Annotated in this window: 26 protein-coding genes; 12 read left to right on the top strand and 14 right to left on the bottom strand. The window is 68.6% G+C overall.

Annotated features, from left to right (window positions below; translation table 11 throughout):
- Positions 1–428: 428 nt before the first annotated feature.
- From AB0E69_RS21090 to AB0E69_RS21055, 8 genes are all read right to left on the bottom strand, one after another.
- On the bottom strand, positions 429–779 hold the full coding sequence (locus tag AB0E69_RS21090) for a YciI family protein (RefSeq protein WP_360148236.1): 351 nt from the start codon (positions 777–779) through the stop codon (positions 429–431).
- Positions 780–851: 72 nt separating this feature from the next.
- On the bottom strand, positions 852–1,307 hold the full coding sequence (locus AB0E69_RS21085) for a carboxymuconolactone decarboxylase family protein (RefSeq protein ID WP_360148233.1): 456 nt from the start codon (positions 1,305–1,307) through the stop codon (positions 852–854).
- A gap of 30 nt (positions 1,308–1,337) precedes the next feature.
- On the bottom strand, positions 1,338–2,120 hold the full coding sequence (locus tag AB0E69_RS21080; RefSeq protein WP_360148230.1) for a sugar phosphate isomerase/epimerase family protein: 783 nt from the start codon (positions 2,118–2,120) through the stop codon (positions 1,338–1,340).
- A 3-nt stretch (positions 2,121–2,123) separates the two neighbouring features.
- A complete protein-coding gene (locus AB0E69_RS21075) occupies positions 2,124–2,960 on the bottom strand; it encodes a carbohydrate ABC transporter permease (protein WP_360148227.1) in 837 nt (278 codons plus the stop codon).
- The gene (locus AB0E69_RS21070) at positions 2,950–3,894 is read right to left on the bottom strand and encodes a sugar ABC transporter permease (RefSeq protein ID WP_360148224.1); all 945 of its coding nucleotides are present in this window, start codon (positions 3,892–3,894) and stop codon (positions 2,950–2,952) included. Before AB0E69_RS21070 ends, AB0E69_RS21075 begins: the two co-directional genes overlap by 11 nt.
- Positions 3,895–3,900: 6 nt before the next feature.
- The gene (locus AB0E69_RS21065; RefSeq protein ID WP_360148221.1) at positions 3,901–5,226 is read right to left on the bottom strand and encodes a sugar ABC transporter substrate-binding protein; all 1,326 of its coding nucleotides are present in this window, start codon (positions 5,224–5,226) and stop codon (positions 3,901–3,903) included.
- 9 nt (positions 5,227–5,235) lie between these two features.
- Entirely contained in the window at positions 5,236–6,378 is a 1,143-nt protein-coding gene (locus tag AB0E69_RS21060; protein WP_360148218.1) for an enolase C-terminal domain-like protein, read from the bottom strand.
- An 11-nt stretch (positions 6,379–6,389) separates the two neighbouring features.
- Complete coding sequence (locus tag AB0E69_RS21055; protein WP_360148215.1) at positions 6,390–7,415, bottom strand: hydroxyacid dehydrogenase; 1,026 nt, start codon at positions 7,413–7,415, stop codon at positions 6,390–6,392.
- Between the two features lie 71 nt (positions 7,416–7,486).
- Here AB0E69_RS21055 and AB0E69_RS21050 point away from each other — a divergent pair, with 71 nt between their 5' ends.
- The 4 genes from AB0E69_RS21050 to AB0E69_RS21035 all read left to right on the top strand — a co-directional run bounded on the left by AB0E69_RS21050 (position 7,487) and on the right by AB0E69_RS21035 (position 10,623).
- A complete protein-coding gene (locus AB0E69_RS21050; RefSeq protein WP_360148212.1) occupies positions 7,487–8,374 on the top strand; it encodes a LysR substrate-binding domain-containing protein in 888 nt (295 codons plus the stop codon).
- Between the two features lie 34 nt (positions 8,375–8,408).
- Positions 8,409–9,365 carry an SDR family NAD(P)-dependent oxidoreductase gene (locus AB0E69_RS21045; protein WP_360148209.1) on the top strand — a complete coding sequence of 319 codons (957 nt, stop codon included), beginning with the start codon at positions 8,409–8,411 and terminating at the stop codon, positions 9,363–9,365.
- A gap of 11 nt (positions 9,366–9,376) precedes the next feature.
- Entirely contained in the window at positions 9,377–10,159 is a 783-nt protein-coding gene (locus AB0E69_RS21040; protein WP_360148206.1) for a putative protein N(5)-glutamine methyltransferase, read from the top strand.
- 146 nt (positions 10,160–10,305) lie between these two features.
- Positions 10,306–10,623: a hypothetical protein gene (locus tag AB0E69_RS21035; RefSeq protein WP_360148203.1), complete on the top strand. Its 318-nt coding sequence runs from the start codon at positions 10,306–10,308 to the stop codon at positions 10,621–10,623.
- Here the strand turns inward: AB0E69_RS21035 and AB0E69_RS21030 are convergent.
- The 3 genes from AB0E69_RS21030 to AB0E69_RS21020 all read right to left on the bottom strand — a co-directional run bounded on the left by AB0E69_RS21030 (position 10,608) and on the right by AB0E69_RS21020 (position 14,084).
- Positions 10,608–12,551: a translation factor GTPase family protein gene (locus tag AB0E69_RS21030; protein ID WP_360148200.1), complete on the bottom strand. Its 1,944-nt coding sequence runs from the start codon at positions 12,549–12,551 to the stop codon at positions 10,608–10,610. The two genes, AB0E69_RS21035 and AB0E69_RS21030, sit on opposite strands and share 16 nt — an antisense overlap.
- 148 nt (positions 12,552–12,699) lie before the next feature.
- Positions 12,700–13,407, bottom strand: coding sequence for a UMP kinase (gene pyrH / locus AB0E69_RS21025; protein ID WP_360148197.1), 708 nt, complete (start codon positions 13,405–13,407; stop codon positions 12,700–12,702).
- A 41-nt stretch (positions 13,408–13,448) separates the two neighbouring features.
- A complete protein-coding gene (locus AB0E69_RS21020) occupies positions 13,449–14,084 on the bottom strand; it encodes a maleylpyruvate isomerase N-terminal domain-containing protein (RefSeq protein ID WP_360148194.1) in 636 nt (211 codons plus the stop codon).
- A 237-nt stretch (positions 14,085–14,321) separates the two neighbouring features.
- On the opposite strand from AB0E69_RS21020, the gene AB0E69_RS21015 reads away from it, so the two are divergent.
- Positions 14,322–14,756: a VOC family protein gene (locus AB0E69_RS21015; RefSeq protein WP_360148191.1), complete on the top strand. Its 435-nt coding sequence runs from the start codon at positions 14,322–14,324 to the stop codon at positions 14,754–14,756.
- 5 nt (positions 14,757–14,761) lie between these two features.
- On the opposite strand, the gene AB0E69_RS21010 is transcribed toward AB0E69_RS21015, so the two are convergent.
- Positions 14,762–15,115 (bottom strand): alpha/beta hydrolase, encoded by a 354-nt coding sequence (locus AB0E69_RS21010; RefSeq protein ID WP_360148188.1) that lies wholly within the window; start codon positions 15,113–15,115, stop codon positions 14,762–14,764.
- 64 nt (positions 15,116–15,179) lie between these two features.
- Positions 15,180–15,599, bottom strand: coding sequence for a VOC family protein (locus AB0E69_RS21005; RefSeq protein ID WP_360148186.1), 420 nt, complete (start codon positions 15,597–15,599; stop codon positions 15,180–15,182).
- Positions 15,600–15,745: 146 nt separating this feature from the next.
- Between AB0E69_RS21005 and AB0E69_RS21000 the strand changes: the two genes are divergently transcribed.
- Genes AB0E69_RS21000 through AB0E69_RS20970 form a run of 7 tightly spaced genes read left to right on the top strand, consistent with a single transcriptional unit; the run spans position 15,746 to position 22,498 of the window.
- Positions 15,746–17,329 carry a hypothetical protein gene (locus AB0E69_RS21000; RefSeq protein WP_360148183.1) on the top strand — a complete coding sequence of 528 codons (1,584 nt, stop codon included), beginning with the start codon at positions 15,746–15,748 and terminating at the stop codon, positions 17,327–17,329.
- 29 nt (positions 17,330–17,358) lie between these two features.
- Positions 17,359–18,351: an endonuclease/exonuclease/phosphatase family protein gene (locus AB0E69_RS20995; protein ID WP_360148180.1), complete on the top strand. Its 993-nt coding sequence runs from the start codon at positions 17,359–17,361 to the stop codon at positions 18,349–18,351.
- The gene (locus tag AB0E69_RS20990) at positions 18,348–18,794 is read left to right on the top strand and encodes a DinB family protein (protein ID WP_360148537.1); all 447 of its coding nucleotides are present in this window, start codon (positions 18,348–18,350) and stop codon (positions 18,792–18,794) included. Before AB0E69_RS20995 ends, AB0E69_RS20990 begins: the two co-directional genes overlap by 4 nt.
- 58 nt (positions 18,795–18,852) lie before the next feature.
- Positions 18,853–19,296, top strand: a complete 444-nt coding sequence (locus AB0E69_RS20985) for an AraC family transcriptional regulator (RefSeq protein ID WP_360148177.1) — start codon at positions 18,853–18,855, stop codon at positions 19,294–19,296.
- Between the two features lie 10 nt (positions 19,297–19,306).
- Positions 19,307–19,717 carry a VOC family protein gene (locus AB0E69_RS20980; protein ID WP_360148174.1) on the top strand — a complete coding sequence of 137 codons (411 nt, stop codon included), beginning with the start codon at positions 19,307–19,309 and terminating at the stop codon, positions 19,715–19,717.
- A 23-nt stretch (positions 19,718–19,740) separates the two neighbouring features.
- Positions 19,741–22,104: an excinuclease ABC subunit UvrA gene (locus AB0E69_RS20975; RefSeq protein ID WP_360148171.1), complete on the top strand. Its 2,364-nt coding sequence runs from the start codon at positions 19,741–19,743 to the stop codon at positions 22,102–22,104.
- Between the two features lie 49 nt (positions 22,105–22,153).
- Positions 22,154–22,498, top strand: coding sequence for a VOC family protein (locus AB0E69_RS20970; protein ID WP_360148168.1), 345 nt, complete (start codon positions 22,154–22,156; stop codon positions 22,496–22,498).
- Positions 22,499–22,574: 76 nt separating this feature from the next.
- Here AB0E69_RS20970 and AB0E69_RS20965 read toward each other — a convergent pair whose 3' ends face one another.
- The gene (locus AB0E69_RS20965; protein WP_360148165.1) at positions 22,575–23,366 is read right to left on the bottom strand and encodes an alpha/beta hydrolase; all 792 of its coding nucleotides are present in this window, start codon (positions 23,364–23,366) and stop codon (positions 22,575–22,577) included.
- Positions 23,367–23,373 lie beyond the last annotated feature (7 nt).

Below are 23,373 nucleotides of genomic sequence, written 5' to 3'. Positions count from 1 at the left end.
CGAAGAGAAGGGGGACGTGTGTCTGCGATGACAAGGCTCGCCGAGCAGTGCCGTGATGTGAGGAGTCACGGCAACGAGGGCCTCGGACGAGCCGCAATCCAACCAGCGGTCTGCACCGGCATCCACGAGGTGACCTCGTCGATCCCGTCGGTCCGGCCGCGACGCGTGGCGGTGCTCGAGCTGAGCAACGGCATCACCACCACGCTTCGACTCCGTGCCGGAGAAGAGCTCCCGGCACGCGGTGCCACAGTGTTCGTCCGCGGAGGCCGAGGGATGGGCGATCAACCCGCTTCAGGTGGGGTCGTCCTCGCGTCGGTCGCACCGCGCCGGACACGCATGGGCTGAGTCAGCGACTCGCCGGTCCCAGCTGCCAACGCCCAGCTGAGGCCGGCAAGTCCCTGGACAGCCAAGGCTTCCTGAGCAGGCTCTCAGGTCTCGAGCGGATCGGTGAACGACCTGATCTCGATCGGTGAGTAGCGTGCCTCCGGCAGCCGGGTCGCGATCTCGGTCGCCCGCTCCAGGCTGCAGTCGACGATGTAGTAGCCGGCCAGCACTTCCTTCGCCTCGGTGAACGGGCCGTCGGTGATCGCCGCTACGCCGTCGTTGACCGTGACCACGCGGGCGCCCGCCGCGGTCAGGCCGATCCCGTCGACGAATTCGCCCTTGGCCATCAGTTCCTCGGAGAGCACGCGGTGCTGATCCAGCACCCCGTCGATGCCCTCGGCGTGCAGCGCGTCCCAGGTCTCTTGGTTCCCGTAGATCAGCAGCATGTACTTCATCGGTCTGCCTCCATTCACCCGGTACGTCGGAGCGCCGGACATCTCCTCGACATCCGGCGCTCCAAGCTACCGCTACCAGGTGGCGCCGGCCGGCGCCCGCACCGTGGTGTTGAGGCGGTTGAACAGATTGGTCAGGGCAATCATCAAGATGATCGCGGACAGCTCCGTCTCGTCGAAGTGGTCCGCGGCGGCGTCCCAGATGTCGTCGGTGACGGCAGTCGGGTTGTCCGCCAGCCGGGTCGCGGCCTCGGCCATCTCCAGCGCGGCTCGCTCGCCGTCGGTGAACAGGTCGCTGTCGCGCCACGCCGCGACCTGGTGCAGCCGCTCGTCGGTCTCGCCGTTCTTCAGCGCCGACTTGACTCCGCCGAAGACGCACGGCGAGCAGCCGTTGATCTGGCTGGCCCGCAGGTGCACGAGCTCGAGCACCTTGCCGTCGGTGCCCGACTGCCCGATGGCCTTGTAGATGTTCTGGATGCCCTTGGTGGCGTCCGGGAGGAGTGCGGTCGGGTTCTGCATCCGTGCTGACATGGGAGGTTCTCCGTCTCGAGTGTGTTGATCTCACTCGGTTGACGGATACTGCGCGGCGGATGTGACAGCAGTGCGCAGATCTTTTTCCAGCCGGTCCTCGACCGGTACGGCGGGGTCAGAGTACTGCCCGGTGAGACAGATCGGCCCGCTGTAGTTGAGTTTGTGCAGTGCGGCGAACACGGCAGTCCAATCGGACAGCCCGTCCTCGGCCTGGACGAAGTACGTCTTCCAGCTGCCGTTGCTGCGAACGTAGTGGACGTTCTTCAGGTTCACGATGCCGAGGCGGTCGGCGCCGAGCTCGAGTGTGATCGCGGGGTCGTCGCCGGCGAGTGCGTCGTGTGCGGCGTCCCAGATCAGCTTGAACCGGTCCGGCAATCCGTCGAGGAGTTGCAGTACGCCGAGCGTCGATGAGATGAACCGGCCGTGGTGCGGTTGTACGCCGACCTGTACGTCGTACCGCTCGGCCAGCACCGCGGCCTCTTCCAGCCGCTCCCGGTTCCGCCGTACCGAAGCGGCGTACCCGTCGGGGCCGAGCTCGGCCATGATGCGGATCATCGGTACGCCGGCTTCGGCGCAGGCGGCGAACACCTGCTCCGACAGGTCGGAGGCGACGCTGATCGGTTCGATGCCTTCGGCCCGTAGTTGCGCGGTGAACTTCGGCAGCTCGGCCTCGGCCGTCGCCGCCGTGACGTACGCCGTGTCGCGCACCGGCAGCTCGATGCCTCGGAAGCCGAGCCCGGCGACGAGCCTCGCCAGCTCGTCGCCCGGCAGCCCGGACCAGGGCTTGGTGAAGACGGACCAGAGATACGTCATTGCTCAGCGGCCTCCCAGCCCACTCATGGTGATACCTCGGACGAACCAGCGCTGCGTCAGGAAGAACAGGATGATCAGGGGGATCGTGGTGACGGTCGCTGCCATCAGCAACAAGTTCCACTGGGTGCCGTTGGTGTCCTGGAAGACCTGGAGGCCCACGGACGCCGTCCGGGTGGCGTCGCTGTTGGAGATGACGAGTGGCCAGAGCAGGTTGTTCCACTGGCCGATGAACTTGAACACGGCGAGCGTGGCGATCGCGGGGACCGCCAACGGGACGATCACCCGGACGAACGCCTGCCAGCGGTTCGCGCCGTCCAGCCGGGCGGCCTCCTCGTAGTCGCGCGGGATGCCGAGGAAGAACTGCCGGAGCAGGAAGACACCGATCGCGGTGAACGCGTGCGGCAGGATCATGCCGGGCCAGGTGTCGATCCCGTGCAGCTTCGCGACCAGCACGAACTGCGGGATCAGCGTCACCTGCGACGGGATCATCAGCGTGCCGAGGTAGATCCCGAACAGCCAAGTCCGGCCGGGGAACTGCAGCCGGGCGAACGCGTACGCCGCGAGCGCGGCCGTCACCGTCTCGAGGATCGTCGTACCGCCGGCGAAGTACACGGTGTTCAGCAGGTACTTGCCGAGCGGGACCAGGTCGAAGGCGCGGGTGAGGTTCTCCGGGTGCCAGCTGCTCGGCCAGAACGACGGCTTGGCGGCCATCGACTCGGCGTCGGACTGGAACGCGACGAGCACCATCATCACGACGGGGATCAGGGTGAGGGCGGTGACCAGGAAACAGCCGAAGACGATCAGCTTGCGGCGCACGTCAGTTGTCCCGTTAGTTGTCATAGTGGACCAGCCTTCGCTGGAAGAGGAACTGCGCGGCGGTGATGATCACGATGAACAGGAACAGGACCAGCGACTGCGCGGCGGCGTACCCCTGGTCGTAGTTCTCGAAGCCGGTCCGGTAGATGTACATGACCAGCGTGGTGGTGCGGGAGCCCGGACCGCCGTTGGTCATGATGAGGGCCTGGTCGAAGACCTGGAACGAGCCGATGATCGAGGTCACGATCACGAAGAACAGCGCCGGGGAGAGCATCGGCAGCGTGATGTGCCGGAAGCTGTTCCACGGCGACGTACCGTCGACGCGGCCGGCTTCGTAGAGCTGCTGCGGGATGGCTTGCAGACCGGCCAGGAAGACGACCATGCCGAAGCCGAAGCTCTTCCAGACGCTCATCAGGATCAGCGCGGGCATCGCCCAGTGGTCGGAGATCAGCCAGGCGGGCCCGTCGATGCCGAACCAGCCGAGCACGGCGTTCACCAGGCCGTCGTGCGGGATGTAGAGCCAGATCCAGACGAACGCGACCGCGACCGTGATGGTTGCGTAGGGCAACAGCAGGAGCGAGCGGAAGACCGCGATCCGCCGCAGGCCCTGGTTGAGCAGCAGCGCGAGGGCGAGGCTGACCAGGATCGTGAGCGGGACGCTGACGAGGGTGAAGTACGCCGTGTTGCCGAGCGCGGACCAGAACGTCGGGTCGGGGCCGAGGCGGGCGAAGTTGTGCAGGCCGGCCCAGCGCGCGGGGCTGAACAGGTTCCAGTCCAGCAGCGAGATGACGCCGGCCGCGACGACCGGGCCGGCGGTGAAGATCAGGAAGCCGATCAGGCTGGGCAGGATGAACAACCAGGCGGTGAGCGACTCCCGGTTGCGCCAGCGCGGTGTGGGCTTCGCGGCGGGTCGCGGTGGTGCGTTCGTGGTTGTCGCGGGGACGGTGTCGACGGCCATCAGGGGTCACCCCTTCCTGGCGGTGGCTTGGCGGAGGTTGTCCTGGTGCTGGCGCATCAGGACGTCGAGGCGGGGCGTGAGGCCGTTGATCGCGTCCGGGACCGAGACCTGGCCGAGGAAGGTGCGGGGGAGGTCCTGGCCGAGCAGCTGCTTGACCTGGTTCCAGTTCGTGGTGACGTCGAAGGCGTGGCCGCCGGCGACCTTGCCGGCCAGGATCTGCTGGACGATGCCGAGGTTGTCGGGCGGCGGCTGGAACGCGCTGCCGGCGCTGAGCCGGGCCGGGTTGTTCCGGCCGGCCTTGGCGTAGATGTCCAGGGCGCCGGTGCTGGTCAGGGTCTTGAGCAGCTTCCAGGCGAGGTCGAGCTGGGCGCCCTCGCGGACCCCGGACGGAATCGCGAAGCTGGAACCGGAGACCCGCGGTGTGCTCCCGGCCGCACCGGCCGGGAACGGGATGATGTCCCAGTCGAACTTGGCCTTCCGCGCGTTGACGACCTGCCAGGGGCCGTTCTGCATGAACGCGACGTTGCCCTGCAGGAAGTTGGACAGCGAGCTCTCGGTGACCAGGTTCTTGATCGGCGGCGTCACCTTGTCCTTGACGAACAGGTCGATCACGAACTGCAGCGCCGCCATCGCCTCCGGGTCGCCGAGGATACTGCGGTCGGCCGCGTCGTTCATCACGTTGCCGCCGGCGCAGTAGATCCAGGAGACCAGGTCGTCGATCGCCGGCGCGCAGGTGAACCCGTACTGCTGCCCGGGTGTGGTGAGCTGCTTGGCCAGGTCGCGGAAGGTTGCCCAGGACATCGGCTCGGTCCTGCTCGGGAGCGGGATGCCCTGCTTCTTCAGCAGGTCCTTGTTGTAGTACATGACCGTGGGCGCGACGTCGAACCCGATCGCGTAGGTCTTGCCGTTGAAGCTCGAGATCCGCCGGCTGGTGGGGTAGAAGTCGTCGAGCGTGAAGTCGGGGTCGGCGGCGATCAGGTCGTCGAGCGGGCGGTGCGCGCCACGGGCGGCGTACGTCGGGATCAGCGTGCCGTTGAGGGCGGTGACCAGGCTCGCGGTGCCGCTGACGAGCTGCAGGTCGAGCTTGGTCGGGTAGCCGGTCGACGGGGTCAGGGTCGCGACGGACCTGACCTTCAGCTGGTTCTCGACGTACTTGCCGAAGTCTTGCCAGACCTTCTTCTCGGCGGCACTGCTGGACCACATGGACCAGGTGGCGGTGCCTTGCGGTGGTCCGGACGAGCAGCCGGCCAGGCCGGCGGCGAGCCCGGCACCGGCCAGACCCGTCCGCGCGAGGAAGCTGCGGCGGGACAGCGTAGGGGAGTGAATGGGCACTGTTTCTCCTCACCGGTAGAGCAGGTCGATCGACTCGGCGCGGATGCGCTCCTCGTCGACCTCGACGCCCAGACCAGGGGCGGTGGGGACCGTTGCGACGGCCTTCGTGATGCTCAGCCCTTCGACGTACAGATCCGTCAGCAGCTCCGGCCCGTTGAGCTCGGCGGGCAGGGCGAGCTCGAGCTGACTGAACACGTGCAGCGCGGCGGCGAACGCGACGCCGCAGTCGGTCAGACCGCTGGCGAGCAGCTCGACGCCGCCGGCAACAGCGGTCTGGGCGGTCTTGAGCGCGTTGCGCAGACCACCGGACTTGCAGATCTTGACCACGACCAGGTCGGCGGCGTCCAGCCGGATCACGCGGGCCAGATCCTGGGCGGAGAAGCTGCCCTCGTCGATCGCGATGGGCAGGTCGATCAGGCCGCGCAGCCGCTGCATCGCGAGCGTGTCGGTGCTCGGCACTGGTTGCTCGACGCAATGAATCGTGCGGATCGCCCGGGTCCGGTCGAGGAGTTGCTTCAGGGCGGCCGGGCGGTAGGACTGGTTCGCGTCGAGCCAGAGCGGCTTGCCGCCGGCCACCTCGGCGACGGTCTCGATCGCTGCGGTGTCGGCGTCCAGGTCACCGCCGATCTTGACCTTGTACGCCGAGTAGTCCGACGACTGGAGCGCGTGCTCCCGGATCGCGTCCGGATCGCCGACGCCGATCGCGGAGCAGAGCGGGATCTCGTCGACGAGCTTGCCGCCGAGCAACGCGTGCACGGGAACCCCGGCCAGCTTGCCGGCCGCGTCGTGCATCGCGACGTCGATCGCGGCCCGGGCGAACGGGAACCCGTTGGAGACCGCCGGGCTGAGCCGTTTCGACGCCCGTTGGTGGAAGAGCTCGACGTCGAACGGCGTCAGCTCCAGCAAGATCGGCGCGAGGTGCCGCCGGATGACGACGGCCATCGTCTCGGCGGTCTCGTAGCTCCAGTTCGGGAGCGCTCGCTGCTCACCCCAGCCGACCACGCCGTCCTCGGTGGTCAGCTTCACGAAGATGACCGCGGCAGCCTGGTCGGGCGCCGTGTCGGGAGCGCCGACCGCGCCGCTGCCGAGCACGAAGCGGCGAGCGAACGGGACCGCGACGGGAAAGACCTCAACCTGTGTGATGCGGGACATCGGTCGTCCTTTCAGGCCGCGATCGACCAGGTGGCGGGATCCACGAAGCTCGGACCTCTGCTTCCGGTGTCGAGCCAGCTCAGGGCGTCCTCGACGACGTACCGGGCGAGCGCGAGGTGACCCTCGGCGGTGTCCCCGGCGACGTGCGGTGTCAGGAGCAGGTTCTGGGCACTCAGGACGTCACCGTTGAAGTTCGGCGGTTCGGGGTCGTAGACGTCCAGCGCGGCGTAGATCCGTCCTTGCAGCACATGGTCCAGGAGCGCTTGTTGATCGATCGCCGGCCCGCGCGAGGAGTTCACCACTACCGCACCGTCGGGCAGGTCCGAGATCAGCGCGCGGGTGATCATGCCCTTGGTCTCAGGCACGTTCGGCACATGAATGCTGAGGAACCGACCGGACGCAGCCTCCTCCAGGGTGGCTATGCGGACGCCGAGCTCTGCAGCGTGCTCGGGTTTCAGGTACGGGTCGTAGACGACGACGTCGCAGCCGAACGGCTTGAGCAGCATGATCAGCGCCCGCGCCGTGCTGCTCGCGCCGATGATCCCGACCTTGGCGCCGGCGAGTTCGTGACCGCGGTACTCCGTCTGCTTCCAGCCGCCCGCGCGGATCGCGCCGTCGAAGCGTGGGAGACGGCGGGCCAGGGTCAGCATCGAGGCGAGGCAGTACTCGCCGACCGACCACGCGATCCGCGGTCCGGCCGAGAACACGGCGACGCCTTGGTCGAGGATGGCCGGGTCGATCAGGTTCTTCACCGAGCCGGCTGCGTGCGCGACCACCTTCGGGCCGGCGCCGTCGGACCACAGTTCCTTGCCGAGCGACGGCGTACCCCAGCTGGTCAGCAGGACGTCCGCGCCGGCGGCGAGCTCGGGAACGGCGGCCGGGTCCAGGGCCGGGGGTTTGGCGGCGGATCCCGAGCCGACGGCGTGCGCGGACGTTGCCCACACCACCTCGAAGCGGTCCTCGAGCCAGCGGCGGGTGTCCGGGTCGACGACATCGGTGGCGCGTTCGGGGGAGAAGAGGGCAGCGAGTCTCGGCATGGAACCGACGGTAAGCGCGTTCCGTTATGCAGGTCCAAGCCCATTTCTGAATGAACCGATACCGTGAGCGCATGGATCTCTCGCTGCAGCAACTCCGTGGTTTCGTGGCGGTCGCCGAGGAGCTCCACTACGGTCGCGCCGCCCAGCGCCTCAACCTGACCCAACCGCCGCTCACCCGGCAGATCCAAGGTTTGGAGCGCACGCTCGACGTCCGGCTCTTCGACCGAACCGGCCGCGGCGTCCGGCTGACCGCGGCAGGGGACGTCTTTCTCGAGCACGCCCGCCGCGTGCTCGCGTTGCTCGAGGTTGCCCCGGAGGCGACTCGTCGCGCGGCCGACGGGACCACGGGAACGCTGCGGCTCGCGTTCACGGCGATCGGGGCGTACGCCGTTCTCGCGGATTTCCTGACCGCGGTCGGGAAGCGCACGCCCGGCGTGACCGCGGAGCTGACCGAGCTGGTGAGTCCGGCGCAGTTCGAGGCGCTGGCGAACCTGGAGATCGACCTCGGGTTGGTGCGGCCGCCGATCCCGTCCCAGTTCGAGTCGATGCTGGTGCACTCCGAGGACCTCGTGCTCGCCGTACCGGCCGCGCATCCGCTGGCGTCGGGCGACGGGCCGGTGTCGCTGGTGGACGCGACCGAGGACTACATCGGATACAGCCCGGAGGGATCGCAGTACCTGCACGACATCTGCGCGGCGATGATCGGCATGGACCGGTACGCCGTCAGCCAACTCGCCTCGCAGGTACCGACGATGCTCGCGCTGGTCCGCGCCGGCCTGGGATGTGCGCTGATCCCGCGGTCGATCAAGGCGATGGGCGTCGAGGGCGTCCGGTACCGCGAGCTGGAGGCGACCGATGCGCACTCCGTGACGCTGCACGCGTGCTGGAGCCCCGACAACCCGAACCCTGCGCTGCAGCGGCTGGTCCAGTCGTTACGGGACGACCCGTACGCGCCTTGACTTTGAGCGCACTCGAAGCCGTACGGTCGGTGCTATGACTGCATCGACGGCACAGCACAAGATCGGCTCGGGGTTCGGGCACGACAGCACCGCGGACGAGGTCCTCGCCGGCATCGACCTGACCGGCAAGCTCGCGATCGTCACCGGCGGGTACTCCGGCCTCGGCCTGGAGACCACCAAGGCGCTCGCCAAGGCCGGCGCGTACGTCGTCGTACCCGCCCGGCGGCCCGACGCTGCCCGGGAGGCGCTGGCCGGGATCGACAACGTCGAGGTCGACGAGCTGGATCTGGCGGACCTGGAGAGCGTCCGGGCGTTCGCCGAGCGCTTCCTCGCCTCCGGCCGGTCGATCGACATCATGATCGACAACGCGGCGATCATGGCCAGCCCGGAGACTCGGGTCGGCCCGGGCTGGGAGGCGCAGTTCGCGACCAACCACCTCGGGCACTTCGCGCTGGTGAACCGGCTCTGGCCGGCCATCGTGGCCGACGGCGGTGGCCGGGTTGTCTCGGTGTCGTCGACCGGCCACCGGCGGTCGGACATCCGCTGGGACGACCTCGAGTTCCGCCAGGGCTACGAGAAGTGGCAGGCGTACGGGCAGGCGAAGACCGCCAACGTGCTGTTCGCGGTCCAGCTGGATGCCCTGGGCAAGGACTCCGGTGTCCGTGCGTTCGCGCTGCACCCGGGCGGCATCATGACTCCGCTCCAGCGGCACCTGACGCGCGAGGAGATGGCCGGCTACGGCTGGCTCGACGAGGACGGCAATCCGGTCGTCGGTTTCAAGACGCCGGAGCAGGGCGCCGCAACGCAGGTCTGGGCCGCGACGTCGCCGCAGCTCGACGGGCTGGGTGGCGTGTTCCTGGAGGACTGCGAGGTCGCCGAGGTGTCGACCGACGACGCGCCCGGCGTTCGGCCGTACGCGATCGACAAGGAGTCGGCGGCGCGGCTGTGGACCCTGTCGGCGGAGCTCACCGGGGTCAACGCCTTCGGGTAGGTTCGGCTTTCGTGTCTGCCTCCTCTGCTGTCGAGCTCGGTCCGGTGATCGAGCGGCTGCGTGCTTCCGGGTGTGTCTTCGCCGAGGACGAGGCAGCGTTGATCGCGGAGACCGCCCGGGACGCCGACGAGTTGGCGGCGATGGTCGACCAGCGGGTTTCCGGGTCGCCGCTGGAGTACGTCGTCGGGTGGGCCTCGTTCTGCGGGTTGCGGATCGCGGTCGATCCGGGGGTGTTCATCCCGCGCCGGCGGACCGAGTTTCTCGTCGCGGAGGCGCTGAAAGTCACCGCTGTGGATGCCGTGGTGGTGGACTTGTGTTGTGGGGCAGGTGCGTTGGGTGCGGCGGTCGCCTCGGAGCGGCAGGTGTCGTTGTACGCCGCCGACATCGAGCCGGCCGCGGTGCGATGTGCCCGGCGCAACCTGGCTGCGTTCGGCGGGAACGTGTACCAGGGCGATCTGTTCGCCGCGCTGCCGGTGCGGTTGCGCGGGCGGATCGACGTACTGCTGTCGAACGTTCCGTACGTGCCCACCGACGAGATCCGGCTGCTGCCGCCTGAGGCGCGGCTCTACGAACCGCACGTGACACTCGACGGCGGGCCGGACGGTCTCGCGACGCTGCGCCGGGTGGCTGCCGAGGCACCGGACTGGCTGACGCCCGGCGGCCACCTGTTCGTCGAGACGAGCGACCGCCAGGCACCACTCGCCGCTGCCGCCATGCGCGAGCACGGGTTGGCGACAGCGGTCACGACGGACGACGAGCTCGGCGCGACGGTGGTACGCGGTACCTGCCCTTAGAGGCAAATCCGTTGGTCGCCGAGCTGGTACGACGCGGTCCCCGGGTCACGTACGCGACCGGACCCGCGTTCCGCAACGCGGCTGTTACGGCAGGCGCCGAGTTCGTCGAGCTGGACTAGGCGCCGAATCGGCCGGACCTGCACGTCGTGTTCGTGCCGCGCGAGTTCCAGGTTGCCGGCGACACCTTTAACGAGAACTCGGTGATGGAGGCGCTGCTGTATCGGGTGCCGATGGCAACCTTTCCGCAGACGCCGGAGCAGCAGCTCAATGCTGAGCGCGTGACCGAGCTCGGGTTGGGCCGGCGGCTGGCCGATCTGGATCCTGGCGCGCTGCGGGACGTCGTCGACGCGGTTGCCGGCGACCCGCTGGTCCGGGAACAGCTGGAGGTGATGGCCGGTCACCTCCGTCGCGCCGGCGGGGCGGTGGCGCCCGCCGACGCGGTGGAGGCTTACACCCGGCGCTGAACGTGCAGCAGGTACTCGCGGCGGTTGAGCGGGTCGTGGTCGGTCCGCGGGCGGCTCGGGACCGGGCCGGTCACCGGCTGGTAGCGCTCGAACGCGGACTCCAGGACGCCCTCGCCGCGGGTCAGCGCAGGGAGTTGCTGGTCGAGCTCGTAGACCGCTGCCGCGGGGATTTCTCCTTCCAGGGTTGAGGTTTCCGCGGCCAGCGCCGGCACCTGCGGGACGGCGCGCAGGCGGGCAAGGGTCGCGAGGACCGCGCGGGTGGTGTCGGTCGGGATCTCCAGCTGGAAGCGGTGCATCGGCTCGTGGACCGTCGTACCGGCGCGCTGGATGGCGGTCATCAGGACCAGCGGGGTCAGGTTGCGGAAGTCACCGGCCGTGCTGGACATCGACTTGTCGAACACGGCGTGCGCGTGGCTCTGCCGGGCCCAATAGCCGGAGTGCGTCATCATCACGGTGGCGTCGGGGATCTGCCAGCCGTGGATGCCCTGCTGCAGGGTTTCGCGGACGGTTTCCTCGACGGCCTTGATGAACGCGTACGGCATCGAGCCCAGCTCGACCTCGAGACCGAAGGTGACGCCGGCGCCGGGCGGCGCGGCGTCGACCCGGAGGCCGATCGTTGCCAGGAACGGGTTCGGGTCCTTCTTGTTGAACTCGACCGCGGCTCCCGAGCCCCGCAGACGCTCGATGCAGATCGTGGTCGTCTCGCGGAACTCGACCTCGATGCCGAACTCGGTGGCCAGTGTGGTCTCGATGACCTCCTTCTGGACCTCGCCGTACAGCGAGACGTAGGTCTCCTGGCGAAGGTCGTCCTGGCGGAGGTTGATCAGCGGGTCCTGCTCGGCGAGCTGCGTGAGCGCGACCCGCAGGTTGCCCTTGTCGGACTGCTTGCGCGGCGCGACAACGGTCTCCAGGGTGGGCGGGGCGAAGTACGCCGTCGTGGTCCGCGGGACCGGTTCGTCGGTGATGCGGTCGCCGATCTGGACGTCCGGTAGCCCCCAGACCTTGGCGATCTGGCCGGCCTGCGCGGTCGTCGTACCGCCGAACACGTGCAGGGCGGTGACCTTCGCGTCGTGGTCGCCGTACCGGACCTTGTCGCGGACGTGGAGCGCGCCGGTGTTGAGCCGGACGTACGCGATCTTCTCGCCCGCCCGTCCGCGCTCGACCTTGAACACCTGCCCGTCGAGCGGTGTCGTGGCGGTGCCAGCGCGGGGGAGGAGCTCGCGAATCCCGTCCGTGAGCGCCTCGGTCCCGGCGCCGGTGATCGCCGAGCCGGTGTACACCGGATGGACCCGGGCCTGCTGGGTCTGCTTCCGCAGCAACCTGTCGAGCCGGCCGAGCTGTTCACCGTCGACGTACCGCCGCAGCAGCTCGTCGTCCTGCTCGGTCAGCACCTCGAGCAGGGTGTCCGTCTGCACGATCGGCTTGAAGCCCGCGTTCGGCGTCCCCTGGAGCACGGCCTCGCCCATCGGCACGATCGCCGGAGTGAGCTTGGCCCGGATCTGCTCCAGCACCGCGTCGTACTGCGCGCCCGCGCGGTCGAGCTTGTTGACGAAGATCAGCGTCGGGATCCGCAGCCGCTGCAGGGTCCGCATGATCACGCGGGTCTGCGCCTGCACGCCCTCCACGGCCGAGATCACCAGCACGGCACCGTCGAGCACGCTCAGCGCCCGCTCCACCTCGGCGATGAAATCGGGGTGCCCCGGCGTGTCGATCAGGTTGACCATCAGGTCCCCGATCGCGAACGACGCCACCGCGGACTTGATCGTGATCCCGCGCTGCCGCTCCAGCGCCAGCGAGTCGGTCTGGGTGTTCCCGTCGTCGACGCTCCCCACTTCGTCGATGACGCCGGCGGCGTACAGCAGCCGCTCGGTCAGGCTCGTCTTCCCGGCGTCAACATGCGCCAGAATCCCAAGATTGAGTACTTTCACGCAGCTTCATGTCCTTGTTCGAGGTGACAGTCCTTTCCGCGACAGACATGAAGCGAGCTCGCATCTCAGTACTCCTTGCTAGGTGGTTTCCTCGAGTACACCAACCGACAACCAACCAGCACAAACCATTTAGCCGCCACCTACAACCTCAGCTGACCAAGGTCCCCACCTGGACACCGTTGGTGATGGCGGCGGCGGCGCCGGGGCGGTCTATGTCGAAGACGTGGAGCGGGAGGTGGTGGTCTCGGGCGAGGATGAACGCTGACTGGTCCATGACGCCCAGGCCGCGGTCGATGACCTCGGCGTAGGTGAGGTGGTCGAAGCGGCGGGCGTCGAGGTGCCGGTTGGGGTCGGCGTCGTACACGCCGTCGGTGCCGTTCTTGGCGACGAGCAGGGCGTCGGCGCCGAGCTCGACAGCCCGTTGGACGGCGGGGTAGTCGGTGGTGGTGAAGGGCTGGCCGTTGCCGCAGGCAAGTACGACGATCGAGCCCTTCTCCAGGTGGCGGAGGGCGCGGAGGCGGATGTACGGCTCGGCCAGGTTGTCGATCGGGATCGCGGTCATCAGGCGTACGCCGTGAGCGCCGAGCGCGGCGACCCGGCCGCGGAGGAGGACCGCGTTGATCACCGTGCCGAGCATGCCGATGTTGTCCGCCTCGACCCGGTCGATACCCCACTCCTCGGCGCGGTTGCCGCGGAAGATGTTGCCGCCGCCGACGACGACCGCGACCTGTACGCCGGTGGATCGCAGCGCGATCACCTCTGTCGCGAGGTGGGTCAACCGGTCGCTGCTGAAGCCGAACTCGGCGGAGCCGGCGATCGCTTGTCCGGACAGCTTGAGGACGAGCCTGCGGTACATGCCGCTCCGTTTCTGCGCTTTCTGACTTGTGTAGTTGGGCGTCAGAAGGCGGTGATGGTTGCCGGGGCGCGTTCGGCCCGGGTCAGCGCGCGGACCACGGCGGCCGGGCCGTGGCGCCGTACCGACAGCCGTGTCAGCAGATCTATCACGGCGGTGGTCACGCTCGCCGGGAATTCCGGCGTTGCGATCCCGGCGCTGACGGCGAGGTCGTCGGCGTGGACGACCAGTTCCATCGTCCGAGTGAGCAGCATGTCGTCGAGCGCGAGCGACCACGGTCCCCAGAAGGCGATCCGGACCGGGCGGTTGGCGGTACTGCGGAGACGCGCCCGCAGCTGTTCCAGCGTGCTGGTCAGTTGGGCGGCCAGTGCTGTCGGACCTTCTGCGGCGACCTCCTCGCCGCCGGTGCGGATGCGCACGTTGATGTCGGCATCGAGGTCGGCGTCGACCCAGGCGACGCGGGCGTAGTGCTCTTCCACCGGGACCATCGGCTCGGCCGGGTGCGGCGCTTCGAGGATCTGCGGAATCGCGAGCACCTGGAACGCCAGATGCCCCGCAAGCCCCGCCACGCTGAACTCCGCCAACGCACTCGGTTTGTCCCAGGCAGCTGCGACCGCCGGATCCGTCAGAAGCTTGGCTGCGACCTCGCCGGCCGCGATGAAGTCCTCCCGAACACCCATGCCGCCATTCTCAACCCGAAGCTCTGTCGGCGCCCCCACCTAAGGTGTGCCTGACACTGCGACCTGCCCGAGGAGCCCGCGATGACCCACCCCATACCACCCGACTGGCGCAAACTAGTCACCTCCCTCCACACCCGCTACCCCACCACCTCCCTGACAGAGTCAGCCAACTTAGCGACCGCCATCGCAGCTCACGTTAGTCCTGGGTCCCCGGAGGTTCGGCTTGGTGGGACCTTCGTGGATGTGAAGGTGGAGTCGGCTGAGGTTGCGGAGCGGATCAGCCAGGTGGCTGCGGACCTTGGGCTGAAGGCAGATCCTTTGCAGGTGACCAAGCTGGAGGTTGGGCTCGACACCTCCGACCGCGAGCTGGTCGGTCCGTTCTGGGCGGCTGTTCTCACCGGTGATGCGAAGAACTTCGACGAGATCGAGGTCTGCGACCCCACCGGCCGCTTCGACGCCCTCTGGTTCCAGCTGACCGACGCCCACGAGACCCCACGCCAACGCTTCCACTACGACCTCTGGCTCCCGATCGAGCTGGTCCCCGCCCGCATCGAAGCAGCCGTGGCCGCCGGCGGCACCGTCGTCTCCACCGACGAGGCGCCGGCCTTCACCGTCCTCGCCGACCCCGAAGGCAACAAGGTCTGCCTCTGCACCTCAGAAGGCCGCGACTAGAGCTGTCAGCTCGCATCAAGGAAGGCGGTAACGGCGTCGAGGACGAGAGCGGTGCGGGCGAGGCCGGTGAAGTGCGTGGTGCCGGGGAAGACGGCGAGCTGCGAAGGTGGCAGGACCTTCATCCCGCCGACGGCGCCCGCGTTCTCCGGCCGGTCGCCGGAGGTGTCGAACGAGACCGACGAGAGGATGGCTTTGCGCACGAGCTCCGGGTTCCTGATCACCAGGCGGAGCGCGACCGCGCCACCGACGCTGAAGCCGAAGAGGTCGACCTGCGATACGTCGAGGTGCCCGAGCAGCCCGACGACGTCCGAGGTCGATGGTGAACAGGCCGCCGTGGAGGAGCAGCAACGGAGTACCACCGGGATCCGTGGATCTCGTAGTACATCCGCAGGTCACCGAGCTCGGCGTACCCGGTTTGCATGGTCATGGAGTTCCGACGAGTAGACAGAACGGGTGGCCGGCCGGGTCGGCCATGACGTACGACGGCTCCAAGCCCTCGCCGGTGCGGTCCAGCAGCAGCTGAGCGCCGAGCTCCTCGGCCCGCCGCCGGTGACGGTTGAGCTCGTCGAGCGACGGTACGGCGTAGTCGATGTGCAACTGCATCGGTACCTCGGCCGACGGCCAGGTCGACGGCTTCAACTCATCCACCCCCTGAACCGCCAACTGCCGCTGCCCGTCGTCGTCAACCAGCACCAGCCAGTCCGCGTCATCCGTCGTACCGTCGGCCGGCGGCTCGTCGCCGTCCCGGTACCGCAACCCGAGCAGGACCCGGTAGAACTCGGCCAGCCCGCGCGGGTCGGTGGTGTCGAGCGCGGTGTGCATCCGTCGTGGATACGTACCCATCCCCAACCTCCAGATCGAGGGCTTCATTCGACAATGCTCTGCCGTCCGGGGCAACCCCCGAGAGCGGCTGCGGGCTGGCGCCTGGCGCGGGAGAATGGGAATCCCCTGCTGAACGTTCCGCCCGCGGTCAGCTGGAGGTGGTTGTGGTGGTTGAGGGGATTTCGCGTCGCGATGTGCTGAGGATCGGTGGGCTCGCGGCCGGTGGGCTCGTCAGCGGGGTGGTGCCATCGCGGGCCTCCGCGACGGGAGTAGCGGTCGACTACACCGCGCGGGAGACGTTCGATGCGTGGGATCGGCTGTTCCAGCAGGGCGGGCCGGGGCAGCCGGATCAGCCCAACGACAATACCAACCGAGACGGCCGGTCCGGGATGCTCGCGTGGAGTCAGTCCTATGTGTTGCTGGGGCTGGTGAGGATGTACGAGCGGTACGGCGACACGTATTACCTCGACCGGCTGGTCGACAACGTGGACCAGGTGCTGGGAGTGCGGGACAGCGTTCGTGGCGTAACGGATTACCGCGGCCTGTCGCTGCCGGCATGGCGGGCGGACCACCCGTACACGACCGGCTACGCGACTCTTGCCGACAGCAACGGCCGACCGCTGCTCGATCTCCGGGAAGCGCTCTCGTACGCCGAGGACACCGTCGTCACCGTGTCCGCCGGATCGCGTCCGGACACGTTCTCGGTGCAGCTCGTGAACACCTCCGTGAACCGCCAGACAACGCTCTCCGATCTCTCCCTGGATCCCGCCGACGCGGACTACGCGGTGAACCGGATCTACGCCGCCGCCCCAGGCCCACTGCAACTCACCGCCGCCGACCGCCGAGAAACGCCCAGTGCCGGCGATCTCCCCGCCCTCGGCGAGTACCAGATGCACACCAAGCCGGTGATCTTCGCCGTCCACACCGGCATGATCACCTACCCGATCGCCAGCTTCGTCCGACTCGTCGTCAGCTCGCCGCGACTGAACAGACGCTACCGCCGCAAGGCCATCGAGTACCTCGACGCCTGCCGCCAAGCCGTCGCCGTCCACGACTGGGAGTACCGCGAGGACGGCGGCTACCTGATCTGGCCGAAGGGACAACCGCTCCCGTACGACGGCTGCGAACAACCGATCAACCAGACCGTCGCCCTCGGCCAGACGCTGGTCGAGCTCGCCCTGGCCACCCGCGACCGCGACTACCGCCGCAAGGTCGCCGCCATGGCCAAGATGCTGACCGGACAACTGACAGTCGACGCCGGCGACGCCTACCAATGGCACTACTGGCCGTCCGGCGGCCGGATCTACGAAGGCTTCACCAAGACCGGGAGCCCGGAGACCGATGTCTCGATCTTCACCCCGTCAGCCGGCCCGGCCCGTCAGTTCGAGGACATCAGCCACGGCGCGATCGACGTCGAGTTCGCCGTCCGCGCGTACCGCGCGCGCCTGGCCTTCACCGCGCAGGACATGGCCCGCATCGCTCGCGCCTTCACCCAGAACATCGCCACCACCGACCCCGCCGGCCTGCCCGCCGTCCACACCACGGTCGCGGGCGGCCCTATCGGCGCCGCGTCCGTGGCCCACCAGGCTCCCCGCTGGATGCAGGCGACCGCCTGGGACCCTCAGATCCACGCCCACTGCGTGGCCCTCTACAACCGCTACCAACCCACGCCCGAAGTCGACGGCCAACAGGCCATCGGCTTCGGCTGGCTCCTGGCCAACGTCGCCTACCTCAACTGGGCCGCCCGCTGATCACGACGCCGTGTGACACTAGGAGGGTGGTGGGGAGCGAAACAGGGGTGGGGACAGGTACGTCGTCCGTGCGGAGCCGGCGGTACGCCGGGCTCCTGGTCGGGGGATTGTTGCCGTGGGCATGGTTCCTGGTCCGGGACCGGCTGGGCGTGGTCACGGACGTGGCAGCGATCCTGCTGCCGCTGCTCGCGGCGGGTACGGCGCTCGTCGTCGGGCTGCTCGGGAGACGCCGCCGCGCGCTGGTCGCGTTCGCGATCTCCACGCTGCTGGTCGGGATCGTCGGAACCGTGGTCCCGTGGATCCCGGACGGCGTCGGGGCCGTGGACACCAGCCGGGGCGTTCGGATCGCAGCGGGCAACATCGGGATCGGCGAGCTGGACGGAGCTGACAACCTGCTGGCGCTCAAGGCCGACGTTCTGGTCGTGTCCGAGATCGGGCCGCCACTCACCGGACGGCTCTCGCAGTCGTACCCCGAACAGGTGCACGAGTGGAACGGCCCCGCGATCGGGATCTTCAGCCGCTGGCCGCTCGAGATCCTGGAACGGCCGGGACCTGACCTGCCCGGATTCATGCTCCGGGTCAAGGCGCCCTCGGGTGACTTCGACGTGATCGCGGTGCACGTTCCGCGGCCGTGGTGGACGTCGGGCGGGTCGACGTACAACTCGAGCACCGACAACGGAGCGTCGTACCAGACGACCGTGGCTGGGCATCACCGGTTGATCGAGCAGATCGCGCTCCGGGTCGAGCGCGCCGAGCAGGAGCACACGCCGGTCGTCGTCACCGGCGATCTCAACACCACGGACCGCGGCCGGGACTACCGCGTCCTCACCAAGCACCTGGACGACGCGATGCTCGACCGCTGGGGACGCCCGTCGGAGATCGGGAAGTGGACCGCTCTGATGGTCCGGATCGACCACCTGTTCGTGAGCCCCGGCTGGTGCGCGGACGACAGCGAGTGGTATCCAATCCCTGTGTCCGACCACAACGGCCTCGCCGCAACGATCGGCCCGTGCCGACGATGACCGAGCTCGAGCAACTCCTGGAAACCCTCGAAAGCCTCCGGGCCGGGGTCCTCAAGAAGCTCGCCGGCCTGAGCGAAGCCGACGCCCGCCGCACCACGGTCGACTCCGGGACCAATATCGCCGGCCTGATCCAGCACCTCACCTTCGTCGAGTCCCACTGGTTCGAGGAAATCGTCACCGGCGGCAAGCCCAGCCGCGGCAAGCGCTCCATGCAGGTCGACCCCGCGACCAGCCTCGCCACCCTCCGCGCCAACTACCGCGCCGCGTGCGCCGCCTCGAACGACATCGTCACCAACCTCGGCGACCCCGACACCCCCGTCACCCGCAGCGGTAAGACCCACAACCTCCGCTGGGCCATCCTCGCCGTCATCAACGAAACCGCCCGCCACGCCGGCCACGCCGACATCATCCGCGAACAGCTCGACGGCACGACCGGCCGCTGAGGATTCGGTCCCGGCCGGAGGTATGACTTCCGTGCCTGGCCGTGGCACGATCTCAGGGATGAGTACCGGGACGAGTGACGCGCAACGGCTGGCCGATCTGGTGCGGCTGCGGCGGGTCAAGGATCGGATCGACCGCGAGTACGCCGAGCCGCTCGACGTCGACGCGCTGGCCCGGGGTGCGCACATGTCGTCCGGGCACCTGAGCCGGGAGTTCAAGCGCGCGTACGGAGAGTCGCCGTACGGGTACCTGATGACGCGCCGGATCGAGCGCGCGATGATGCTGCTGCGGCGCGGCGACCAGAGCGTCACCGACGTCTGCTTCGCGGTCGGCTGCCAGTCGCTCGGCACCTTCAGCACCCGTTTCGCCGAGCTGGTCGGGATGCCGCCGAGCGTGTACCGCGAGCGCGCGGCCGACGCGACGCTCGGGATCCCGTCGTGCGTGGCGAAACAGGTCACCCGACCGATCAGGAATCGAGAAGCATCACCGGCGTCCAGCACGTAGCGTGACGCCCATGGACCTCAAGATACTGCACAGCTTCCTGCCGCACACCGACCCCGAGGCGGCGATCACGTTCTACCGCGACGTCCTCGGCTTCGAGGTACGCAACGACGTCGGGTACGAGGGGATGCGCTGGATCACGGTCGGCCCGGCCGGTCAGCCGGACACCTCGATCGTGCTCACTCCGCCGGCCGTCGACCCCGGAATCACCGAGGACGAGCGCCGTACCATCCTCGAGATGATGGCCAAGGGCACCTACGCGACGGTGGTGCTGCAGACCGACGACCTGGACGGGTTGTTCGAGCGGCTGCAGGCGACCGACGCCGAGGTGATCCAGGAGCCGATCGACCAGCCGTACGGCATCCGGGACTGCGCCTTCCGCGACCCGAGCGGCAACCACATCCGGATCAACCAGGCCTCCTGAGCCAGGACCACGAGGGGACACCGATGGCCGCCAAGCAGCACGAAGCAGACAGTCACGACCTGATCCGGGTCACCGGTGCGCGGGTGAACAACCTGAAGGACGTCAGCATCGAGATCCCGAAGCGCCGGCTCACGGTGTTCACCGGGGTCTCCGGCTCGGGCAAGAGCTCGCTGGTGTTCGGCACGATCGCGGCCGAGTCGCAGCGCCTGATCAACGAGACGTACTCCGCGTTCGTCCAGGGCTTCATGCCGAACCTGGCCCGCCCGGACGTCGACGTACTCGACGGCCTGACCACCGCGATCATCGTCGACCAGGAGCGGATGGGCGCGAACCCGCGCTCGACGGTCGGTACGGCGACCGACGCGAACGCGATGCTGCGGATCCTGTTCAGCCGGATCGCCACGCCGAACGCCGGGCCGCCGACGGCGTACTCGTTCAACGTGCCGAAGCGGATCGCGACCGGCTCGATGACCGCGGACAAGGGCGCCGGTGAGCGCAAGGTCGTCCGCGAGGCGGTGTACGCCGGCGGCATGTGCCCGCGCTGCGAAGGGATGGGGTCCGTCACCGACTTCGACCTGACCGCGCTGTACGACGCCGAGAAGTCGCTGAACGAGGGCGCGCTGACCATCCCCGGCTACAGCATGGAGGGCTGGTACGGGCGCATCTTCCGCGGCTCCGGCTACTTCAACCCGGACAAGCCGATCAAGAAGTACACCAAGAAGGAACTGCACGACCTGCTCCACCGGGAGCCGACCAAGATCAAGGTCGAGGGCATCAACCTCACCTACTCCGGCCTGATCCCGGCGATCCAGCGGTCGTTCCTGTCCAAGGACGTCGAGGCGATGCAGCCGCACATCCGCGCGTTCGTGGAGCGCGCGGTGACGTTCACGACCTGCCCGGACTGCGGCGGGACGCGGCTCTCCCAGGAGGCGCTGGCGTCGAAGATCAAGGGCAAGAACATCGCCGACCTGTGCGCGATGCAGATCACCGATCTCGCCGCCTGGATCCGGGCGCTGAAGGAGCCGTCGGTGGCGCCGCTGCTGAAGGCGCTCGGCGACGCGCTGGACTCGTTCGTCGACATCGGGCTCGGGTACCTGTCGCTCGAGCGGCCGGCGGGCACGCTCTCCGGCGGTGAGGCGCAGCGGACGAAGATGATCCGGCACCTCGGGTCGTCGCTGACCGACGTGACGTACGTGTTCGACGAGCCGACGATCGGCCTGCACCCGCACGACATCCAGCGGATGAACGACCTGCTGATCCAGCTCCGGAACAAGGGCAACACCGTGCTCGTCGTGGAGCACAAGCCGGAGACGATCGCGATCGCGGATCACGTCGTCGACCTCGGGCCGGGTGCCGGCTCCGGTGGTGGCGAGGTCGTGTTCGAGGGTTCGATCGAGAAGCTGCGGACGAGCGGGACGCTGACCGGACGGCACCTGGACGACCGGGCCTCGGTGAAGCCGACGGTGCGGACCTCGTCGGAGGTGCTCGAGGTGCGCGGCGCCTCGACCAACAACCTGCGGGACGTCGACGTCGACATACCGCTCGGGGTACTCGTGGTCGTGACCGGGGTGGCCGGATCCGGGAAGAGCTCGCTGATCCGCGGTTCCGTCGCGGACCGTGAGGGTGTCGTGGCGATCGACCAGGGCGCGATCCGGGGGTCCCGGCGGAGCAACCCGGCGACATACACGGGCATGCTGGAGCCGATCCGGAAGGCGTTCGCGAAGGCGAACGGGGTGAAGCCGGCGCTGTTCAGCGCCAACTCCGAGGGCGCGTGCCCGGCGTGCAACGGCGCGGGCGTGATCTACACCGAGCTGGGTGTGATGGCGACGGTCGAGTCGCCGTGCGAGGAGTGCGGCGGGAAGCGGTTCCAGGCGTCGGTGCTCGAGTACAAGCTGGGTGGCCGCGACATTGCCGAAGTACTCGCGATGCCGGTGTCGGAGGCGGTGGCGTTCTTCGAGGACGGCGACGCGAAGGTGCCGGCCGCGCACAAGGTGCTGGAGCGGCTCGCGGACGTCGGGCTCGGCTATCTCTCGCTGGGGCAGCCGCTGACGACCCTGTCCGGCGGCGAGCGGCAGCGGCTGAAGCTCGCGACGCACATGGGGGAGAAGGGCGGCATCTACGTCCTCGACGAGCCGACCACCGGGCTGCACCTGGCCGACGTCGAGCAGCTGCTCGGGCTGCTGGACCGGCTGGTGGACTCCGGCAAGTCGGTGATCGTGATCGAGCACCACCAGGCGGTGATGGCGCACGCGGACTGGATCATCGATCTGGGGCCGGGCGCGGGTCACGACGGCGGCAAGATCGTGTTCGAGGGGACTCCCGCGGAGCTGATCGCGAAGCCGAAGACGCTGACCGGGAAGCATCTCGCGGAGTACGTCGGCAACTGATCAGGAATCAAGAAGCACCGGGCGGGGCCGGGCGCCTAGCGTGATGGACATGACCACAACGCAAGGAATTCAGACCGTGCTCCACCCGGTGACCGACCTCGAGAAGGCCAAGACCCTGTACGCCGCCCTGCTGGGCGTCGAGCCCGCCGCGGACTCGCCGTACTACGTCGGCTTCGAGGCCGAAGGCCAGCAGATCGGACTGGTCCCGAACAGCGACATGGCCGCGCCGATCTCGTACTGGCACGTCGCGGACATCGAGGCCAAGCTGGCCGAGATCACGGCGGCCGGGGGCACCGTGAAGTCCGCCTCGAAAGATGTCGGCGGCGGCCGGTTGGTTGCCACCTTCGCCGACCCCGACGGCAACGTCCTCGGTGTCCTGCAGGACCCGTCCTGATCTGTCCAACGTGATCGAGGGGGAGAGACCTGGTCTCTCCCCCTCGAAAGGTGGTTGCCCAATGTGCAGACTTCCCCTAGACGTCCGCGCCGCCCTGTACGGCGGTGAGGCTGTTGGCTTTCAGCCAGGTGTCGAGGTGGGACATGGTGGTGTGCAGGATGGCGCCGGTGAGCAGCATGTGGTCGGCGTCGGTGAGCTCTGTGTAGGTGGCGTTGGCGTACTTGCCGGCCGTGGTGCGGCAGATGGCGGGGACGACGGTTAGGTCCTTCTGACCACCGAAGACGAGGACGGGTGCGGAGACGGCCGCGTAGTTGACGCGGGAGGCCTTGCGGCGGTCCAGCTGCGGAAAGGCCATCTCGCAGTACGCGCGGCCGGACTCGCAGACGAGGTCGGCGTACAGCTCCCTGGACGCCTCCTCGGTCTGGGTGATCCGGCCGCCGGTGTGGAACGCCTTCCAGGTCGGGTACAGCGGCTTGTTCCACGGGCGCGGCTGGAGGTAGTGGTGGAGGAACAGCCGGCTCATCGACGGGTACATGGCGAAGATCCCCTCCGCCGGGGCCGGGCAGACCAGGACGAGACCCGCGAGCTCGGTCCGCGCCGCGACCAGCTGGACGATGAGACCGCCCAGGGAGTGACCCAGGAGGATCGGTGGCTCGTCCAGCGACTCGCACAGCTCGACGAGGTCGTCCGCGTAGTCGGTGAGGCTGAGTGGGGCGATCTTCGTCGCGCCCTCCTGCAGCGAGAGTTCGTGGTGGCGCAGGGTCGGCGTGTGCACGACGTACCCGCGTCCCTCGAACTCGGCCCGGGCCTCGTGCAGATGCTCGCCACGACCCCAGGTGCCGTGGACCATCACCACATGCTTCGCCATGGAGCAC

This window comes from Kribbella sp. NPDC026611, assembly GCF_040638345.1.
Classification (GTDB): Bacteria; Actinomycetota; Actinomycetes; order Propionibacteriales; family Kribbellaceae; genus Kribbella.
The sequence above is the reverse complement of the archived record's forward strand: the minus strand, read 5'-3'. Positions and strand labels throughout refer to the sequence as shown.

Bases quoted from the DNA above. Each gene is read 5' to 3' on its own strand.
- AB0E69_RS21090 (WP_360148236.1), bottom strand. From the start codon at position 779: ATGAAGTACATGCTGCTGATCTACGGGAACCAAGAGACCTGGGACGCG.
- AB0E69_RS21085 (WP_360148233.1), bottom strand. From the start codon at position 1,307: ATGTCAGCACGGATGCAGAACCCGACCGCACTCCTCCCGGACGCCACC.
- AB0E69_RS21080 (WP_360148230.1), bottom strand. From the start codon at position 2,120: ATGACGTATCTCTGGTCCGTCTTCACCAAGCCCTGGTCCGGGCTGCCG.
- AB0E69_RS21075 (WP_360148227.1), bottom strand. From the start codon at position 2,960: ATGACAACTAACGGGACAACTGACGTGCGCCGCAAGCTGATCGTCTTC.
- AB0E69_RS21070 (WP_360148224.1), bottom strand. From the start codon at position 3,894: ATGGCCGTCGACACCGTCCCCGCGACAACCACGAACGCACCACCGCGA.
- AB0E69_RS21060 (WP_360148218.1), bottom strand. From the start codon at position 6,378: ATGTCCCGCATCACACAGGTTGAGGTCTTTCCCGTCGCGGTCCCGTTC.
- AB0E69_RS21055 (WP_360148215.1), bottom strand. From the start codon at position 7,415: ATGCCGAGACTCGCTGCCCTCTTCTCCCCCGAACGCGCCACCGATGTC.
- AB0E69_RS21050 (WP_360148212.1), top strand. From the start codon at position 7,487: ATGGATCTCTCGCTGCAGCAACTCCGTGGTTTCGTGGCGGTCGCCGAG.
- AB0E69_RS21045 (WP_360148209.1), top strand. From the start codon at position 8,409: ATGACTGCATCGACGGCACAGCACAAGATCGGCTCGGGGTTCGGGCAC.
- pyrH (WP_360148197.1), bottom strand. From the start codon at position 13,407: ATGTACCGCAGGCTCGTCCTCAAGCTGTCCGGACAAGCGATCGCCGGC.
- AB0E69_RS21020 (WP_360148194.1), bottom strand. From the start codon at position 14,084: ATGGGTGTTCGGGAGGACTTCATCGCGGCCGGCGAGGTCGCAGCCAAG.
- AB0E69_RS21005 (WP_360148186.1), bottom strand. From the start codon at position 15,599: ATGGGTACGTATCCACGACGGATGCACACCGCGCTCGACACCACCGAC.
- AB0E69_RS20990 (WP_360148537.1), top strand. From the start codon at position 18,348: ATGACCGAGCTCGAGCAACTCCTGGAAACCCTCGAAAGCCTCCGGGCC.
- AB0E69_RS20985 (WP_360148177.1), top strand. From the start codon at position 18,853: ATGAGTACCGGGACGAGTGACGCGCAACGGCTGGCCGATCTGGTGCGG.
- AB0E69_RS20980 (WP_360148174.1), top strand. From the start codon at position 19,307: ATGGACCTCAAGATACTGCACAGCTTCCTGCCGCACACCGACCCCGAG.
- AB0E69_RS20975 (WP_360148171.1), top strand. From the start codon at position 19,741: ATGGCCGCCAAGCAGCACGAAGCAGACAGTCACGACCTGATCCGGGTC.
- AB0E69_RS20970 (WP_360148168.1), top strand. From the start codon at position 22,154: ATGACCACAACGCAAGGAATTCAGACCGTGCTCCACCCGGTGACCGAC.
- AB0E69_RS20965 (WP_360148165.1), bottom strand. From the start codon at position 23,366: ATGGCGAAGCATGTGGTGATGGTCCACGGCACCTGGGGTCGTGGCGAG.